The organism is Pseudomonas sp., from assembly GCF_049300855.1.
GTDB lineage: Bacteria > Pseudomonadota > Gammaproteobacteria > Pseudomonadales > Pseudomonadaceae > Aquipseudomonas.
On sequence record NZ_JBAQKH010000061.1, the window covers coordinates 103,491 to 121,015 of the forward strand.

The following is a 17,525-nucleotide window of genomic DNA, read 5'->3' on the forward strand; positions in this document are numbered from 1 at the left end:
AGGCACGGTCACTACTCATTTATAGATACAGGGATTTGTCCCTGGCCTGTTGAAGCTGTTTCTTTGAAACAGTTTCCTGATAAAAGGATTGCCTCATGGCTCTCGACGTTCAAGAAAAAGCTCAAATCGTTGCTGACTACCAGCAAGCTGTTGGTGACACTGGTTCGCCAGAAGTGCAAGTTGCACTGCTGACCCACAACATCAACAAACTGCAAGGTCACTTCAAGGCCAACGGTAAAGATCACCACTCCCGTCGTGGTCTGATCCGCATGGTAAACCAGCGTCGCAAGCTGCTGGACTACCTGAAAGGCAAGGATCTGGGTCGTTATCAGACTCTGATCGGTCGCCTGGGTCTGCGTCGCTAATCAGCGATTGCGCTATGAGGTTGGTGGTCTGCCAGACGTCCGCGGTTTTCCGCGGGCGCCTTGCAGGCTCCCAGCCTCAAGTTTTATCTGGATACACGTTTTACCCCGGACAAGGGTTGGGCCGATTCCCGACATTGCCCAAGAATTCGCAAGAAACCAGTTCCCCCAAGAGCCACAAAGAAGGTAGGACACCGTGAACCCGGTAATCAAAAAATTCCAGTTCGGTCAATCGACCGTTACCCTCGAGACTGGCCGTATCGCCCGTCAGGCCTCCGGCGCAGTATTGGTCACCGTTGACGACGACGTCAGCGTATTGGTGACTGTAGTCGGTGCAAAACAAGCCGATCCGGGCAAGGGCTTCTTCCCTCTGTCCGTTCACTACCAGGAAAAGACTTACGCTGCCGGTAAGATCCCTGGCGGTTTCTTCAAGCGTGAAGGCCGTCCTTCCGAGAAAGAAACCCTGACTTCCCGACTGATCGACCGTCCGATCCGTCCGCTGTTCCCAGAAGGTTTCATGAACGAAGTGCAGGTTGTCTGCACCGTCGTTTCCACCAGCAAGAAGACCGATCCGGACATCGCTGCGATGATCGGTACCTCGGCTGCCCTGGCCATCTCGGGTATCCCGTTCGACGGCCCGATCGGCGCCGCTCGCGTTGCTTTCCACGAAAGCACTGGCTACCTGCTGAACCCGACTTACGAGCAGCAAGCTGCCTCGAGCCTGGACATGGTCGTTGCCGGTACTTCCGACGCCGTACTGATGGTTGAATCGGAAGCCAAAGAGCTGACCGAAGACCAGATGCTGGGCGCGGTACTGTTCGCTCACGACGAATTCCAGGTGGTGATCAACGCCGTTAAAGAACTCGCTGCTGAAGCTGCCAAGCCAACCTGGAACTGGGCTCCGGCTCCAGAAGCCACCGAACTGCTGGGCGCTATCCGTGCCGAGTTCGGCGATGCGATCTCCCAGGCTTACACCATCACCATCAAGGCCGACCGTTACGCTCGCCTGGGTGAGCTGAAGGATCAGGTTGTTGCCAAGCTGTCCGGTGAAGAAGGCCAGCCTTCGTCCAGCGAAGTCAAAGCCGCTTTCGGCGAAATCGAATACCGCACCGTTCGCGAAAACATCGTTAACGGCAAGCCACGTATCGACGGTCGCGACACCAAAACCGTACGTCCGCTGAACATCGAAGTCGGCGTTCTGCCGAAGACTCACGGTTCGGCGCTGTTCACCCGTGGTGAAACCCAGGCGCTGGTAGTCGCGACTCTGGGCACCGCCCGTGACGCACAGCTGCTGGACACCCTGGAAGGCGAGAAAAAAGACCCGTTCATGCTGCACTACAACTTCCCTCCGTTCTCGGTGGGCGAGTGTGGTCGCATGGGTGGCGCTGGTCGTCGTGAAATCGGTCACGGCCGTCTGGCCCGTCGTTCGGTTTCGGCCATGCTGCCAGCCGCTGACGTGTTCCCGTACACCATCCGTGTGGTTTCGGAAATCACCGAATCCAACGGTTCGAGCTCGATGGCTTCCGTTTGCGGCGCTTCCCTGGCCCTGATGGACGCTGGTGTGCCGATGAAGGCGCCGGTTGCCGGTATCGCCATGGGTCTGGTTAAAGAAGGCGAGAAATTCGCCGTCCTGACCGACATCCTCGGTGACGAAGACCACCTGGGCGACATGGACTTCAAAGTAGCCGGTACCGCCAAAGGCGTTACTGCGCTGCAGATGGACATCAAGATCAAAGGCATCACCGAAGAAATCATGGAGATCGCTCTGGGCCAAGCCCTGGAAGCGCGCCTGAACATCCTCGGTCAGATGAATCAGATCATCGGCCAGTCGCGTACCGAGCTGTCGGCCAACGCTCCGACCATGATCGCGATGAAAATCGACACCGACAAGATCCGTGACGTTATCGGTAAAGGTGGCGCGACCATCCGTGCGATCTGCGAAGAAACCAAGGCTTCGATCGACATCGAAGACGACGGTTCGATCAAAATCTTCGGCGAAACCAAGGAAGCGGCTGAAGCAGCTCGTCAGCGCGTTCTGGGCATCACCGCTGAAGCCGAGATCGGCAAGATCTACGTGGGCAAGGTTGAGCGCATCGTCGACTTCGGCGCATTCGTCAACATCCTGCCGGGCAAGGACGGTCTGGTGCACATCTCGATGCTGAGTGACGCTCGCGTAGAGAAAGTCACCGACATCCTGAAAGAAGGCCAGGAAGTGGAAGTGCTGGTACTGGACGTGGACAACCGCGGTCGTATCAAGCTGTCCATCAAAGACGTGGCAGCGGCCAAGGCTTCGGGCGTTTAATCAGCCCAAAGCGTTAGCGCAATAAAAATGCCCCGCCGTGAAAACGGCGGGGCATTTTTTTGTCTGCGAAATATCGAGACATTCTGCGAAGTTGCCGGCCTTCAGAACCGGTGCTAGGTTTAGCCCACCGCCCGTGTAGCTCAGCCGGTAGAGCAGCGCACTCGTAACGCGAAGGTCGCAGGTTCGATTCCTGTCTCGGGCACCACCTCTTTTATTTCACCTTGCGGCTCAGATCCTCGACGGTACGTTTGAGCTGATCCATCGCCCGATCCTGATCGTTGATTTTCTGCTTCAGATTCGAAAGCTCGCTGCTGTTCGAGTTGGAACTGGAGCCACTGTTGCGCTTGAGGTCTTCTACCTGACGACCGAGCGTGTCCAGTTCACGATCCTGGTCTTTGACCTTGTTTCTCAACTCTTCGATTTCCTTGCCACTGGCGCTTGAGCTCGAGCCGCTGCTGCGTTTGAGTTCTTCGATCTGCCGCGACTGGTCACTGATCGTGTCGCGCATTTTTTGCAGTTCGTCGACGCTGATGTCACTTCTGATGACGACGTCTTTGCCGTAATCGTTGTGAATCAGGGCAACCTTGTCGCCATAGGAGGAGCTGCTACTGCTCAACTCGACAGCCATTGCGTTTGCAGGCAGGGCCAGAACAGCCATCAGCGCGGTAGCGGGCACAACAGAGAAAATCTTCGAAAAGCTGCGCATCACTGGTTTTCCTTGTGAACAGCGGAGAAGTGCCGAAGTGGCACATCGCTATGACTCGAAATCCGCATTTATGTTCCGCAGGTCAACTTTTTGTGCGAGAGATGTAAAGAGCCGTGTAATTCGTCATGCAAACGTCCTATATTCGGTGCCTGCATGAGCATCGCTTAGCAGTTTTCAGATGATCCCGAATGGTTCCGAAGGCCGGACAATCCGCGTCAGAGAGATCCTTGATGATCCAGATCCATCCTCCATTCTTACGATCAGCGAGAACGCCATGACCGAATTAACTCAAGAGCAACGTCACGAACAAGCGCTGGAAAAGTACAAACTCGACACGCCGCAGCTGCTGGAAGAGATCAAGGACCTCAGTCCTGATGATCAGAAAGATCAGATTCAGTGGGCCTTCGAAGACGAAGCCGAAGCGCAGGGCTTGCAACCGTGGGAGTTGACGCTCAAGTACACGAGCACGCCGGAGGAGTTCGAGGCGCAGCGCCTCGTGCTGCACAAAGAGGCGGCCGAAGTGTTGGGTGTCGAGTGGGAAGAGTACTGCGAGATGAACAATCTGGTGGTCTGAAGCAAAAACGCCAGCCTCAACCGGGCTGGCGTTTTTTATTGCGTGCAGTCTTCAGAGGCTGAGGCGCATCGACAGGTCGACCGCTTTGACATCCTTGGTCATTGCGCCAATCGAGATGTAATCCACCCCGGTCTCGGCAATCGGCAGCAACGTGCTTTCGTTGATACCGCCGCTCGCTTCCAGCTTCGCCTTGCCGCCGTTCAGGCGCACGGCTTCGCGCATGTCATCCAGGCTCAACTCGTCGAGCATGATGATGTCAGCGCCGGCATCCAGCGCTTCTTTGAGCTCATCCAGGCTTTCCACTTCGACTTCCACCGGTTTGCCCGGCGCGATCTTGTGCGCGGCGGCAATGGCTTGAGGAATGCCACCGCTGGCGGCGATGTGGTTTTCCTTGATCAGGAACGCGTCATACAGACCGATGCGATGGTTGTGGCAGCCGCCGCAGGTCACCGCGTATTTCTGCGCCAGACGCAAACCTGGCAGGGTTTTGCGGGTGTCGAGCAGTTTGACCTGCGTCTGGGCAACGAAGTCGGCCAGATAGTGCGCACGCGTGGCCACACCGGACAGCAGTTGCAGGAAATTCAGCGCACTGCGCTCACCGGTCAGCAGCGAGCGGGCCGGACCTTCCAGGTGAAACAGCGGTTGATTGGCTTGCACCCGCTCGCCATCGACCACTTGCCAATGCACCGCGACACGCGGATCGAGCTGGCGGAACACCGCATCAACCCACGCGGTGCCGCAAATGACGGCCGCATCGCGGGTGATGATGGTGGCTTTGGCCAGGCGTTCGGCCGGGATCAGTTGCGCGGTGATGTCGCCGCTGCCGATGTCTTCGAGCAACGCACGGCGCACGTTGGCTTCGATTTCGGCGGTCAAATCGGCGAGACGTAGATTCGGCATAACGGGCTCCACAAACAAAGTGATTCGATTATAGGGGCATGGTACGAGCCAACCCAAGGCGAGAACGTGCGTGCTTGCCTGCATCTGGTCGATTTTCTTTGAGCAAACCCGGCCAAGGCGTGGTCACTGAGAGGGGATCGGGCATAGGGGAAACCCTGACGGCTATAGCGTCGGGGGCATCTTTTGCCAGATAATCCGCCTTGCATTTGACGTCATAGCTTTGACGTGCGGTGCGGCCAGAGTTGTTGAGACCTGTGGGAGCGAGCTTGCTCGCGAAAGCGCAGTGTCAGTCACCAACAATGTCACTGAGAGATCGCCTTCGCGAGCAAGCTCGCTCCCACAGGAGGCTTATGTTGAAAGTGACCGAACGAATCACCGTTTCAGGAGGCTTGGATGCACAACGACGGGAAAGTAGTGCCTTTGCACAAGGCCACTACCGATCAGGCGAATCATTCGCCGCTCGCCCGCCTGCCTGTGATTCTGCTTCAGGTTCGCGACAAGGCTGCCCAGCAACTGCGACATGCGTTGCAGGAGCTGTTCGATAACGCCGACGACACCTTGTTTGAAATGGCTGATCGGGCGCGCAACGACGTCGAACAGAACATCTTCTTCGAAGCGATGCGCGACCTGCGCCTCAAGCGCAAAAACATCGAGCGTGGTTTTCTCGAGCAATTCTTTGAGGCGTTCGCCGCCCTCACGCAATACGACTCCACGCACAACGCGCTGCCACGCACGCTGATCTTCGAAGAAACCGCGCCCCGTACCGACGACATGGAGCGCGATGTGGCGGTGGAAACCATGGTGGGCCGCGTGCTCAAACGCGATGGTTTCGCCCTCGATCAGTTGAGCGCGCGATTGAGCGCGTTGCTCGGCCAGCCACTCGCCGATCAGCACAACCCACTCGGCCCGGCCCTGCTGTGTGAGTATTTTTTGCAGGCCGGACGCAATCTCGGCGTAGAGATCAAGGTCAAGCTGATCCTGCTCAAACTGTTCGAGCGCTATGTGTTGGCCGACACCGAACAACTCTACGGTGAAGCCAACCAACTGTTGCTGGCCACTGGCGTCTTGCCGCAGTTGAAACCGGCACCGACACGCCGCGCCATCGACCGCGCGGTGGCCAGTGTGCACAGCGAAGAGGGCGCGCATCCGCAACCAGCTGACGAAGGCGTGCAAGAAGTCTTTAGCGCGTTGCAGGAGTTGCTGCTACATGTGCGCGGCAGCGTTGCCCCGACGCTGGAACCCAGCGCCGCCGCGCAACCGATTTCCACCCGCGACCTGCTGCGCCTGCTCTCGCACCTGCAACAATACGTGCCGGCGCTGGCAGCGCAGGACGACTTCGATCTGCGCAATCAGCTCGAACAATTGCTGACCCGGGTCAGCGTCAGAAGTGGCAAATCGCGGATTGTCGGCGATGCGGACGAAGACGTGATCAACCTGATCGCCATGGTCTTCGACTGCATCCTTGAAGACCGTAATGTGCCGGATTCGCTCAAGGCCTTGATCGCCCGTTTGCAGATCCCGATGCTCAAGGTTGCGGTGCTCGACAAGAGCTTCTTCAGCCGCAGCAGCCACCCGGCACGACGCCTGCTCAACGAAATTGCCGAGGCCGCCATGGGTTGGGGCGATTGCGATGGCGAAGCGCGCGACAGCTTGTACCTGCGCATCGAACAAGTGGTGCAGCGCCTGCTGACGGACTTTGTCGATGACCCGGCGATTTTCTCCGAATTGCTCGCCGACTTCCTCGCGTTCACCAGTGACGAGCGCCGCCGCAGCGAGCTGCTTGAACAGCGCTTGCGTGACGCCGAAGAGGGGCGAGCGAAAACCGAACTGGCCCGGCGTCGAGTCGAACGGGCGTTGAATCAAGCACTGTTGGGCAAAACCCTGCCGCCGTCGGTGGTCAGTTTTGTACAGAATGCCTGGAGCAAAGTACTGCTGTTGACCTGCCTCAAGCATGGCGACCAGTCAGCCGAGTGGCAGGCCGACGTGCAAACCATGGAGCAACTGATCTGGAGCGTGCAGCGTCATGAGGACTCTGAGTCCAGCTTGCGTTTGCTGGCGCTGGTGCCGGGGTTGCTCAAGTCGCTGCGTGATGGCCTGACGAGCTCGGCGTTCGATCCGTTCGCCACCAGCGAATTTTTCAGTGAGCTGGAAGCCCTTCACGTGCGGGTGCTGGAGCGTGCCGTCGAGGCCGATCAGACTGCGCCAATGATCGAGGTGTCAGAACAAATCGTGCTGCCCACCGCCGACGACAGCAGCCTCGCGCTGACCTCGGTACGCTTGCCCCATGACGCCGCCGGTCTGCGCCAGGTCGAGCAACTGCGCCTGGGCAGTTGGGTGGCGTTTCAGGAAGACGATGACAACAGCCTGCGCTGCAAGCTGGCGGCCATTATCGAGGCCACCGGCAAGTATGTATTTGTCGATCGCACCGGGATGAAAGTGCTCGAGCGCAGCCGCATGGCGCTGGCGGTGGAATTCCAGCGTGGCGCGGTGCGTGCGCTGGATGACACGTTGTTGTTCGACCGCGCGCTGGAGTCGGTGCTGGGCAATCTGCGGCGACTCAATCGCGCCAAGTGATCGCGCGCCGGGTGCCGATCACGGCATACTGGGCGCTCACACAGTCGGCGTTGAAGGAATCGGTATGCAGTTGGATCCCGCTAGCGGGTGGTGTCACGGGGTGCAAGTTTGCCCATCGCCCAACTTCAATGAACGCCCTGCGGGCGAAATTTCCCTGTTGGTGATCCACAACATCAGCTTGCCACCAGCGCAGTTCGCGACCGGCAAGGTGCAGGAGTTTTTCCAGAATCGTCTGGATGTCACCGAACATCCCTACTTTGCAGGGATTGCCGACCTGCGCGTTTCAGCGCACTTTCTGATCGAACGTGACGGCAAGGTCACCCAGTTTGTCTCCTGTCTTGAGCGGGCATGGCATGCCGGCGTATCGATTTTCGACGGGCGCGAAACCTGTAACGATTTTTCCGTGGGCATTGAGCTTGAAGGCACCGATGATCTGCCGTTCACCGATGCGCAGTATCAAGCATTGACGGCGTTGACCCGCCAGTTGCAAAGAGCATTTCCGGCCATCACCGGCGCCCGCATTTGTGGGCACAGCGACATAGCACCCGGGCGTAAGACCGATCCTGGCCCGGCATTCGACTGGGCGCGTTACCGCGCAGCCCTGGCACAAGAGGAAGGACAATGAGTTTTCTGGTGTTACTGCTGGCGGTCTGGATCGAGAAGTTCTCGGCCCTGCGCCATCGGGTTCAACGCGATGGCGGATGGATCCGCGAACTGAACAAACTCGAAGCCAGCGAGCGGCTGGCCAGCAAACCCTGGCTGGTGCTGACCATTCTGGTGCTGTTTCCGCTGGCGCTACTGGCGTTGTTGCTGGTGGTGCTGGAGCCGGTGGCTTATGGCCTGCTGGCCTTGCCGGTGCATTTGCTGGTGGTGATTTACAGCCTGGGGCGCGGTGATCTGCTCGGCGGCCTCGGGCCGTTTCGCGATGCCTGGCGCCGTGAGGATCTGCAAGCCGCGGCGCATGTGGCCAAGCGTGATCTGGATATTTGCGCCGACAGCGGTGAGCAATTGCTCGATCGCGTCCAAGGCCACTTGCTGTGGGAAGCCTATCAAAGCTTCTTCGCGGTGATCTTCTGGTATTTCCTGCTCGGCCCGGTGGCGGCGCTCGCTTATCGTTTGTTGGCGCTGGCCCAAGAGCACGGCAAAAACCCGGCGTTGGTCGAACGCGCCGGGCAACTGCGTCACGCCTTCGATTGGGTGCCGGTGCGTTTGCTGGCGGCAAGCCTGGCGCTGGTCGGCAACTTCGTTGCGGTCAGTCGGGTGATGCTGCATGAGCTGCTGAACTGGAACATCAGCGCTGCGCAACTGATCAACCGGGTCGGTCTGGCGGCGGGCGAGATTCCACCTCCCGTGGTCGGTCCTGAAGGCATCAACACCCTCGATTGCCTGTGGGAACTGCTGCTGCGTGCCGCGGTGCTGTGGTATGCCGGGTTTGCCTTGTGGACCGTTCTGGTTCACTGATCAATCGGGCTGAGGGAGCAAATCCCTCGGCCCTGCTCGTCGTTAACCTTAAGTTACAAAACCTCCCGCCGATTTGAGCTATACAGACATGGCGCTCGATAGTGGCTATCTGCTGTCGCCCCGCGCCTGCCAATAAAAACAAGAAAAACCAAGGGAGACTTCCAGTGAAGAGCTTGCTCTATCCCGCCGTCTCGCTGATGAACCGTCTGAGCTTCGGCATGAAGTTCAGCCTGATCAGCGTGCTGTTCCTGGTGCCGATGCTGGTGACCAATTTCTATCTGGTGCGCGATTCCTATCGTGAATTTCAGGGCACCCGCGTCGAGCTGCAAAGCCTTGACCTGCTCGGCAGCAGCCTGGCCCTGCGTCGGGACCTGGAAACCCTCAATAACCTGGTGCAGATCAATGTCACCCTCGGCCAGTCTGGCAAGGCCGGGAATGTCGAGTCGCAGATCACCACCCTCGAACAAGCGGTTCTGGCGCGCCTGCAAGGGCTGACGGCGATGACCGACGATCCCGAGCAGATCAAGGTATTTGACGGCAAGCGCGATGAGATGATCGCTGCATTCAAGGCCCAGCAAGTGGAAAGCTCGCTGCAGAGCAAAAGCGCGCTGATTGGCAAGTTGCTCGCCAGTGCGCAGATTTTCAGCCAGATCATCACCAGTCAGGCCGGTTTGAGCCGCGATAACCAGAGTGACATTCGTCAACTCAGCGAACTGGTGACGCTGATCACTCCAAGCGTCACGCAAACCCTCGGCGAAGGCCGGGCGATGGGCTCGTATTCCTTGGGGCAGGGCTTTCTCAACAGTTCGTCGAGCACGCGTTTTGATGAGTTGCTGGTGCAGATCGAGAAACTGCAGGCCGAATACGGCTTGAAACTGCACGATGCGCTCGGCTCCAGCAACGCCGCGCGGGAACACCTCAGCGCGGCCGCCGAGAGCAGCAAGGCCTCGCTGAAACAGGCCAGCGAGCTGTTCGAAGAACAAGTGGTGATGGCCGACACGCTCGATGCGCCATGGCTGGCGTTTTACGACCAGGTCACCGCGTTGATGGACAAGACCTACCAGCTCAACGAAGCCAGCCTGAAATTCCTCGACAGCCAATTGCAGCAACGTCTGGCGCAAAACCGTACGCACATGGTCTTGCAGGCCGTGGCGCTGTCGGTGGTGTTTGTGCTGATTTTCTATCTCTACGGCGGTTTCTACGCCTCGACCCGCACCACGCTGAAACGCCTGGGGGCGATGATGGACAAGGTCGCGGCTGGCGACATGACGGTCAACTTCAAAGCCAATAGCCGCGATGAGCTGGGCGAGTTGGGCGAAGTGTTCAACGGCACGGTGCGCAAGATTCACGACTTGATCGAGCGGGTCGGGCAGACCGTCGGCGAGGTCGAGCGCCAGGCCGGGCAGGTTGAAAACGTCTCTGCGCAGAGCAATCAGGCGGTCGCCGGGCAACGCACGCAGATCGAGCAAGTGGCGACGGCGATGAACCAGATGTCGGCCACCTCCCTGGAGGTGGCGCGCAGTGCCGCGGCAGCGGTGAGCAGCGCCCACAGCGTGAATGACGAGACCATCAGCGGTCGCGGTCTGGTGGAATCGCAGCAGGGCAGCATCGCTGCACTGGCCAGCGAGATCGACCAGTCGGTGCTGGTGATCAACCAGTTGGCCAGCGACAGTCAGTCGATCAGTCGCGTACTGGAAGTGATCAAAAGCATCGCCGAACAAACCAACTTGCTGGCGCTCAACGCCGCGATCGAAGCGGCGCGCGCTGGCGAGCAAGGACGTGGCTTTGCGGTGGTCGCCGACGAAGTGCGTACCCTGGCCAAACGCACCCAGCAATCGACCGAAGAAATCGAACAGATGATCGCCAAGCTGCACGGCGGTGTCGGCGCGGCGGTGAAAGCCATGGGCGTCAGCCATCAAATGGCCAACGGCACGGTCGGGCAGTCGGAAAAGGTCCAGCAGGCGCTGGAAAACATCCTCGGTGCGGTGGGCATGATCGTCGATCAGAACCAGCAGATTGCTGCGGCGGTGGAACAGCAAACGGCAGTGGCACATGACATCGATCAGAACATTGTCGAGATCAACCGTGCCGGCGAGCGTACGGCGCAAGGTGCGCACCAGACCGAAGACGCCAGCCGGGCGCTGTCAGCCCAAGTGGTGGAGCTTAAACAGCTGATCAGCGCGTTCCGCGTCTGACTCGTTGCGGGAGCGAGCCTGCTCGCTCCCACGGGGGGCGCGGTTTATCAGAATCTTTTGTAGTACTTTTTCACTTTCGCTCGTAAGCCCAATCCTGTTTTTCTCCGTCCTCTGGCTTTTCCCCATCAATGAGCCAGTATCCATACTTATCTGATCGCGTACCGGAGGCCGCTCATGTCTGTTGCAACCCTGGGAATCCAGGGCCGTTGTGCTCATTGCCAGACCACGCAGGTACTCAAGCCCTGGCAGCTCAATGCCATCTCGATCAATGAACCGTTTACCTGTGAGCATTGCCAGAAAACCCTTGAGTTGCGCTGCCCGCAACAGATCAAGCGCTTCAAATCCCTCGATTCGCTGGCGCTGCTGCGCTTCAGCGCTGCAGTCACGGTGTGCACCGCATTGTTGGTGGCGTTGGTGATGGAATGGGTGGGGCTGCTCAGCGTCACCGAACAATTGAACGCCTCACTGATCACGATCTTCGTGTATTTCGTGGTGGTGCGTTATGCGCGACATCGTCAGCACCTGACGCTGATCCTGGATGCCGCCAAGGCGCACGCCGACTGATTACCAGCCGAATACTTCAGCGCTGTTGGCGGTGCTGGCGGCGGCCAGTTGTTGCGGGCTGATCTTCATCAACTCGGCCAGCGCCTCACAAATCGCCGGCAAGTGCGCCGGGCTGTTGCGCTGACCGGGAAACATCGCCGGCGCCATGTCCGGTGAGTCGGTTTCCAGCACGATCGAATCCAGCGGCAACTGCGCCAGCACCCGATGCATGCGCAACGCCTGCGGCCAGGTCGGTGCGCCGCCAAGCCCCAGTTTGAAACCGAGTCTGATGTATTCACGCGCTTCTTCGCGGCTGCCGGCGAACGCGTGGATGATCCCTGCGCGTTTGAGCTTGAAGCGTTTAAGCGTCGCGATCACCGCAGCATGGCTGCGCCGCACATGGATCAGCGCTGGCAATTCAAAGTCCGCCGCCAATTGCAGCTGTGCTTCGAACAACGCCTGTTGCCGTTCGCGATCGAGCGTTTCGACGAAGTAATCCAGACCGATTTCGCCCACCGCGCACAACTGCCGATGACCGTGCAGGCGGGTCAGCCAATCGCCCAGTGCCGGCAAATCTTCGGGACGATGCTGATCGAGATACACCGGGTGCAGACCGAAGGCTGCGTACAAATCCGCATCGCTCTGCACCAGATCCCAGACCCGTTGCCAATTACCTTCATAGACGCCCAATACCACCATTCGCCGCACCCCGAGGGCGCGGCATTCGGCGAGCAACGCCGGGCGATCGGCGTCAAAGTCGGGGAAGTCGAGGTGGGTGTGGCTGTCGATCAGCTCCACGGTTCAGTCCCGATGAATACGCTGCTTGAAGGTCCGCGCAATGGCCTGCACACCGGGCTTGTACTCCGACTGTTCGACGGCGGCCAGCGCCAGTTCCAGCGCCTTGTCGGCGATCAACTGGTGCTGCTGGGCCATGGCGTTGACCGGCAGCGGCAGGAAGTCCAGCAACTGCGTATCGCCGAAGGTGCCGAGGCGCAGTGGCCGCGATTTCAGCGGGAAGTCATGCAGTGCATCGAACACGCCTTGTAACAGCACGTAGGACGTGGTGACCAACGCATCGGGCAAATGCCCCAGACGTTGCAGGAGTTCTTCCATCAATTGCTTGCCGCATTCGCGGCTGAAGGATTCGGCGTGTTCGACCAGCACTTCGCCTTTGAAGTCGACCAAGGCTTGCTTGAAACCGGCGGCACGTTCCTGGCTGATGCTCAGTTCCGGGCGCGCGCCGAGCAGTACGATCTGCTTCGGTTGCGGATCGAGCAGACTCTGGGTCAGGTGCAGGCTGGCCTCACGGTCGTCACTGATCACCGAGCAGAAATGCTCCGGCTCCATGACCCGGTCGATGGCGATGATCGGCAGCCCTTTGGCCTGCAACTGCCGATAACTGTCATCGCCGGCCGGCAGGCAACTGGCGACGATCAACGCATCGCAACGCCGCGCGCGGAACAGTTGCAGCAATTGGCGCTCGCTGTCCGGCGCATCGTCGGAGCTGGCGATCAGCAATTGATAGCCGCGCGCCCGCGCACCTTGCTCGAGCAGTTTGGCGATCCGCGCGTAACTGGGGTTTTCCAGATCCGGCAGAATAAAGCCCAGCGTGCGCGTGTGCCGACTGCGCAGCCCGGCCGCTTGAGGGTTTGGCGTGAAGCCGTGCAGATCGACCACTGCGCGCACCCGCTCGACGGTCGCGGTGCTGATGCGTTGCTGTTCGGCCTTGCCGTTGATGACGTAGCTGGCGGTGGTCACGGACACTCCGGCCAACCGCGCGATATCACTGAGTTTCAACCCGGGATTTCCTTGTTTTTGCGAGCTTGCCGCCACATTTTCGCCAATCCTACCCGATTAGGGCAGGCGACTATTGTCGCAGCGCATCCGACAAGTTGGACTTCAAGGATGGGACATTATCGAGTAACGTGCCGATCAATCTAGATTAAACGTTTCAGCAAGCGTATTTTCTACGTTTTAGACGCCTTTGGCCGGTGCTGCCGTGAAACCGCCAAAACTGCCGCTGAAAAGCAAAGCGGTAGAGCGCCTAAGCTGCAACCATTGAAAACAATACCTGGCACCTTGATGTGCCAAAAAGGAGATTGCATGCTCGAGCTCACTATAGAGCAGATATCCATGGGCCAATCGGCTGTGGATAAACCCGCTGCCCTGCAACTGCTGGCCAATCACCTGGTGGCCGATGGTCTGGTCGCCGATGGCTACCTCGCCGGCTTGCAGGCCCGGGAAGCCCAGGGCTCGACCTTTCTCGGTCAAGGTATTGCCATTCCCCACGGCACTCCGCAAACCCGCGATCAGGTGTTCGCCACTGGCGTGCGCCTGATGCAGTTCCCTGAGGGCGTGGATTGGGGCGATGGCCAGATCGTTTATCTGGCGATTGGCATCGCCGCCAAATCCGACGAACACCTGCGCCTGCTGCAACTGCTGACCCGCGCCCTCGGCGAGACCGATCTGGGCCAGGCGCTGCGTCGCGCCAGTTCGCCAGAAGCGCTGCTGAAGCTGCTGCAAGGCGCGCCGCAAGAGCTGGCGCTGGACGCGCAGATGATCGGCCTCGGCGTCTCGGCTGACGATTTCGAAGAACTGGTCTGGCGAGGCGCGCGGCTGCTGCGTCAGGCTGATTGTGTGAGCAACGGTTTCTCGGCGGTGCTGCAACAAGTTGAAGCGCTGCCGCTGGGCGACGGCTTGTGGTGGTTGCACAGCGAGCAGACCGTGAAGCGTCCGGGCCTGGCGTTCGTGACGCCGGACAAACCGATGCGCTACCTCGGCCAGCCGCTCAGCGGTCTGTTCTGTCTGGCCAGCCTTGGCGAAGCGCACCAAGCGCTGCTCGAACGTTTGTGTGCGTTGCTGATCGAAGGTCGCGGCCATGAATTGGGCCGCGCCACCAGCAGTCGCAAAGTTCTCGAAGTGCTCGGTGGTGAATTGCCCGCCGATTGGCCGAGCGCGCGCATTGCGCTGGCCAACGCCCACGGTCTGCACGCGCGTCCGGCGAAGATCCTTGCGCAACTGGCGAAGAGTTTTGATGGCGAAATTCGCGTGCGCATCGTCGACGGCCAGGACAGCGCCGTGTCGGTGAAGAGTCTGAGCAAACTGCTCAGCCTCGGCGCCCGTCGCGGTCAGGTGCTGGAGTTGATTGCCGAGCCGAGCATCGCTGCCGACGCCTTGCCGGCGTTGCTTGCCGCGATCGAAGAAGGCCTTGGTGAAGAAGTCGAACCGCTGCCCGCCGTGAGCCAGCAGCGCGAAGTCATCGCCGACATCGCCGAAGTACTGATCGCTCCGGCATCCGGCGCTCAGTTGCAAGCAATCCCGGCAGCCCCGGGCATTGCCATCGGGCCTGCGCATATTCAGGTGCAGCAAACCATCGATTATCCGTTACGGGGCGAGTCCGCCGCCGTTGAACGCGAACGTCTCAAGCAAGCGCTCAGCGATGTGCGCAGTGACATTCAAGGCCTGATCGAACGCAGCAAAGCCAAAGCCATCCGCGAGATCTTCATCACCCATCAGGAAATGCTCGACGACCCGGAACTCACCGACGAAGTCGACACTCGCCTCAAGCAGGGCGAAAGCGCTGAAGCGGCGTGGATGGCGGTGATCGAGGCTGCGGCGAAACAACAGGAATCGCTGCAGGACGCTTTGCTCGCCGAGCGCGCGGCGGATCTGCGCGACATCGGCCGCCGCGTGCTGGCGCAACTGTGTGGCGTACAGACCGCGAGCGAGCCTGAGCAGCCGTACATTCTGGTGATGGACGAGGTCGGCCCGTCCGACGTCGCACGGCTGGATCCGGCACGCGTGGCGGGGATTCTCACCGCACGTGGCGGCGCCACGGCACACAGTGCAATCGTCGCGCGTGCCCTCGGCATCCCGGCGCTGGTTGGCGCTGGCGCAGCGGTGTTGTTGCTGGCGCCGGGCACGCCGTTGCTGCTCGACGGCCAGCGCGGTCGTCTGCATGTCGACGCCGATGCCGCGACCCTGCAACGCGCTGCCGAAGAACGCGACACCCGCGAGCAACGCCTGAAGATTGCCGCCGAACAACGCCATCAACCGGCGCACACCACCGACGGTCACGCGGTGGAAGTGTTCGCCAACATCGGCGAAAGCGCCGGGGTCACTGCTGCTGTAGAGCAGGGCGCCGAAGGCATCGGTCTGCTGCGCACCGAACTGATTTTCATGGCCCATCCGCAAGCGCCGGACGAGGCCACGCAAGAAGCCGAATACCGCCGCGTGCTCGACGGTCTCGCCGGGCGTCCGCTGGTGGTGCGCACGCTGGATGTCGGCGGCGACAAACCGCTGCCGTATTGGCCGATCGCCAAGGAAGAAAACCCGTTCCTCGGCGTGCGCGGCATTCGCCTGACCTTGCAGCGTCCGCAGATCATGGAAGCGCAATTGCGCGCCTTGTTGCGTGCGGCGGACAACCGTCCGTTGCGGATCATGTTCCCGATGGTCGGCAGCGTCGAAGAGTGGCGTCAGGCCCGCGACATGACCGAGCGTTTGCGCCTGGAAATCCCGGTCGCCGATCTGCAACTGGGGATCATGATCGAAGTGCCGTCCGCCGCGTTGCTCGCGCCGGTGCTGGCCAAGGAAGTCGACTTCTTCAGCGTCGGCACCAACGACCTGACGCAATACACCCTGGCCATCGACCGTGGTCACCCGACCCTGTCGGCGCAGGCGGACGGTTTGCACCCGGCGGTGCTGCAACTGATCGACATCACCGTGCGCGCGGCCCATGCCCATGGCAAATGGGTCGGTGTCTGCGGTGAGCTAGCGGCGGACCCGCTGGCAGTGCCGGTGCTGGTCGGCCTCGGTGTCGATGAACTCAGCGTCTCCGGGCGCAGCATTGCCGAAGTGAAAGCGCGCATCCGCGAACTCAGCCTCACTCAGGCGCAAACCCTTGCTCAACATGCCCTGGCCGTGGGCAGCGCCAACGAAGTGCGCGCATTAGTGGAGGCCCTGTAATGGCCAAGATTCTTACCCTGACCCTCAACCCGGCGCTCGACCTCACCGTCGAACTGCCACGGCTGGACGCCGGTCAGGTCAACCGCAGCGACGAGATGCACACCCATGCTGCGGGCAAAGGCGTGAACGTCGCGCAGGTGCTCGCCGACCTGGGCCATCAACTGACGGTCAGTGGCTTCCTCGGCGAAGACAACCTGCAAGCGTTCGAAACCCTGTTCGCCAAGCGCGGTTTCATCGACGCGTTTATCCGCGTGCCGGGCGAGACGCGCAGCAACATCAAGGTCGCCGAACAGGACGGGCGCATCACCGACATCAACGGCCCGGGGCCGGTGGTCGATGCCGCCGCGCAGCGAGCGTTGCTCGATCGTCTGGTGCAGATTGCACCGGGTCACGATGCGGTGGTGGTCGCCGGCAGTTTGCCGCGCGGCGTCACGGCGCAATGGTTGCGTGAACTGATCGAACGGCTCAATCAGCTCGGCCTGAAAGTCGCCCTCGACACGAGCGGCGAAGCCTTGCGCACAGCGTTGCAAGCCAGTCCGTGGCTGATCAAACCGAACACTGAAGAACTCGCCGATGCACTCGGTTGCGAGGTGGTTTCGCACGCGGCCGAAGCGCAAGCCGCAGCACGCTTGCATGCGCAAGGCATCGAGCATGTGGTGATCTCCCACGGCGCCGACGGTGTGAACTGGTTCAGCGTCGGTTCGGCTCTGCACGCCACGCCACCGAAGGTCAGCGTCGCCAGCACGGTCGGTGCCGGCGATTCGTTGCTGGCCGGCATGCTTCACGGTTTGCTCAGCGCCGACACGCCAGAGCAGACCCTGCGCACCGCCACCGCGATTGCCGCGCTGGCCGTTACGCAGATCGGATTCGGCATCGACGATGCGGCGCAACTGACGCCGCTCGAACAGGGCGTGCGCGTGCGTCCCCTGACAGAACAATAAGA

Annotated in this window: 14 protein-coding genes and 1 tRNA gene; 11 read left to right on the forward strand and 4 right to left on the reverse strand. The window is 60.4% G+C overall.

The annotated features are described in order from the left end of the window. Positions 1–95: 95 nt before the first annotated feature. From rpsO to WA225_RS28750, 3 genes are all read left to right on the forward strand, one after another. Positions 96–365, forward strand: a complete 270-nt coding sequence (rpsO, locus tag WA225_RS28740) for a 30S ribosomal protein S15 (protein ID WP_003177875.1) — start codon at positions 96–98, stop codon at positions 363–365. A gap of 193 nt (positions 366–558) precedes the next feature. After that, positions 559–2,664, forward strand: coding sequence for a polyribonucleotide nucleotidyltransferase (pnp, locus tag WA225_RS28745; protein WP_008088348.1), 2,106 nt, complete (start codon positions 559–561; stop codon positions 2,662–2,664). A 129-nt stretch (positions 2,665–2,793) separates the two neighbouring features. Continuing rightward, positions 2,794–2,869: transfer RNA gene (locus WA225_RS28750), tRNA-Thr, on the forward strand. A 6-nt stretch (positions 2,870–2,875) separates the two neighbouring features. Here the strand turns inward: WA225_RS28750 and WA225_RS28755 are convergent. Beyond that, positions 2,876–3,370, reverse strand: a complete 495-nt coding sequence (locus tag WA225_RS28755) for a hypothetical protein (protein WP_422610556.1) — start codon at positions 3,368–3,370, stop codon at positions 2,876–2,878. Between the two features lie 274 nt (positions 3,371–3,644). Between WA225_RS28755 and WA225_RS28760 the strand changes: the two genes are divergently transcribed. Beyond that, complete coding sequence (locus WA225_RS28760) at positions 3,645–3,944, forward strand: DUF6388 family protein (RefSeq protein WP_422610557.1); 300 nt, start codon at positions 3,645–3,647, stop codon at positions 3,942–3,944. Positions 3,945–3,995: 51 nt separating this feature from the next. Here WA225_RS28760 and nadC read toward each other — a convergent pair whose 3' ends face one another. Further along, entirely contained in the window at positions 3,996–4,844 is an 849-nt protein-coding gene (gene nadC, locus WA225_RS28765) for a carboxylating nicotinate-nucleotide diphosphorylase (protein ID WP_422610558.1), read from the reverse strand. A gap of 393 nt (positions 4,845–5,237) precedes the next feature. On the opposite strand from nadC, the gene WA225_RS28770 reads away from it, so the two are divergent. The 5 genes from WA225_RS28770 (at position 5,238) to WA225_RS28790 (ending at position 11,638) form a co-directional block, all read left to right on the forward strand. Next, entirely contained in the window at positions 5,238–7,418 is a 2,181-nt protein-coding gene (locus WA225_RS28770) for a DUF1631 domain-containing protein (protein WP_422610559.1), read from the forward strand. 64 nt (positions 7,419–7,482) lie between these two features. Further along, positions 7,483–8,043, forward strand: a complete 561-nt coding sequence (gene ampD / locus WA225_RS28775) for a 1,6-anhydro-N-acetylmuramyl-L-alanine amidase AmpD (RefSeq protein WP_064119456.1) — start codon at positions 7,483–7,485, stop codon at positions 8,041–8,043. Continuing rightward, the gene (ampE, locus tag WA225_RS28780; protein WP_422610560.1) at positions 8,040–8,879 is read left to right on the forward strand and encodes a regulatory signaling modulator protein AmpE; all 840 of its coding nucleotides are present in this window, start codon (positions 8,040–8,042) and stop codon (positions 8,877–8,879) included. Before ampD ends, ampE begins: the two co-directional genes overlap by 4 nt. Before the next feature lie 164 nt (positions 8,880–9,043). Beyond that, on the forward strand, positions 9,044–11,074 hold the full coding sequence (locus tag WA225_RS28785) for a methyl-accepting chemotaxis protein (RefSeq protein ID WP_422610561.1): 2,031 nt from the start codon (positions 9,044–9,046) through the stop codon (positions 11,072–11,074). A gap of 174 nt (positions 11,075–11,248) precedes the next feature. Further along, on the forward strand, positions 11,249–11,638 hold the full coding sequence (locus WA225_RS28790) for a hypothetical protein (RefSeq protein WP_422610562.1): 390 nt from the start codon (positions 11,249–11,251) through the stop codon (positions 11,636–11,638). Here WA225_RS28790 and WA225_RS28795 read toward each other — a convergent pair whose 3' ends face one another. Together WA225_RS28795 and cra are read right to left on the reverse strand one after the other, a co-directional pair. Beyond that, positions 11,639–12,415 (reverse strand): TatD family hydrolase, encoded by a 777-nt coding sequence (locus tag WA225_RS28795; RefSeq protein WP_422610563.1) that lies wholly within the window; start codon positions 12,413–12,415, stop codon positions 11,639–11,641. 3 nt (positions 12,416–12,418) lie between these two features. Continuing rightward, complete coding sequence (gene cra / locus WA225_RS28800; RefSeq protein ID WP_122853483.1) at positions 12,419–13,414, reverse strand: catabolite repressor/activator; 996 nt, start codon at positions 13,412–13,414, stop codon at positions 12,419–12,421. Positions 13,415–13,720: 306 nt separating this feature from the next. Between cra and ptsP the strand changes: the two genes are divergently transcribed. Together ptsP and pfkB are read left to right on the forward strand one after the other, a co-directional pair. Next, positions 13,721–16,582 carry a phosphoenolpyruvate--protein phosphotransferase gene (ptsP, locus tag WA225_RS28805; protein WP_422610564.1) on the forward strand — a complete coding sequence of 954 codons (2,862 nt, stop codon included), beginning with the start codon at positions 13,721–13,723 and terminating at the stop codon, positions 16,580–16,582. Beyond that, positions 16,582–17,523 carry a 1-phosphofructokinase gene (gene pfkB, locus WA225_RS28810; RefSeq protein WP_422610565.1) on the forward strand — a complete coding sequence of 314 codons (942 nt, stop codon included), beginning with the start codon at positions 16,582–16,584 and terminating at the stop codon, positions 17,521–17,523. The genes ptsP and pfkB overlap by 1 nt, the downstream gene beginning before the upstream one ends. The last annotated feature ends 2 nt before the right edge of the window (positions 17,524–17,525 follow it).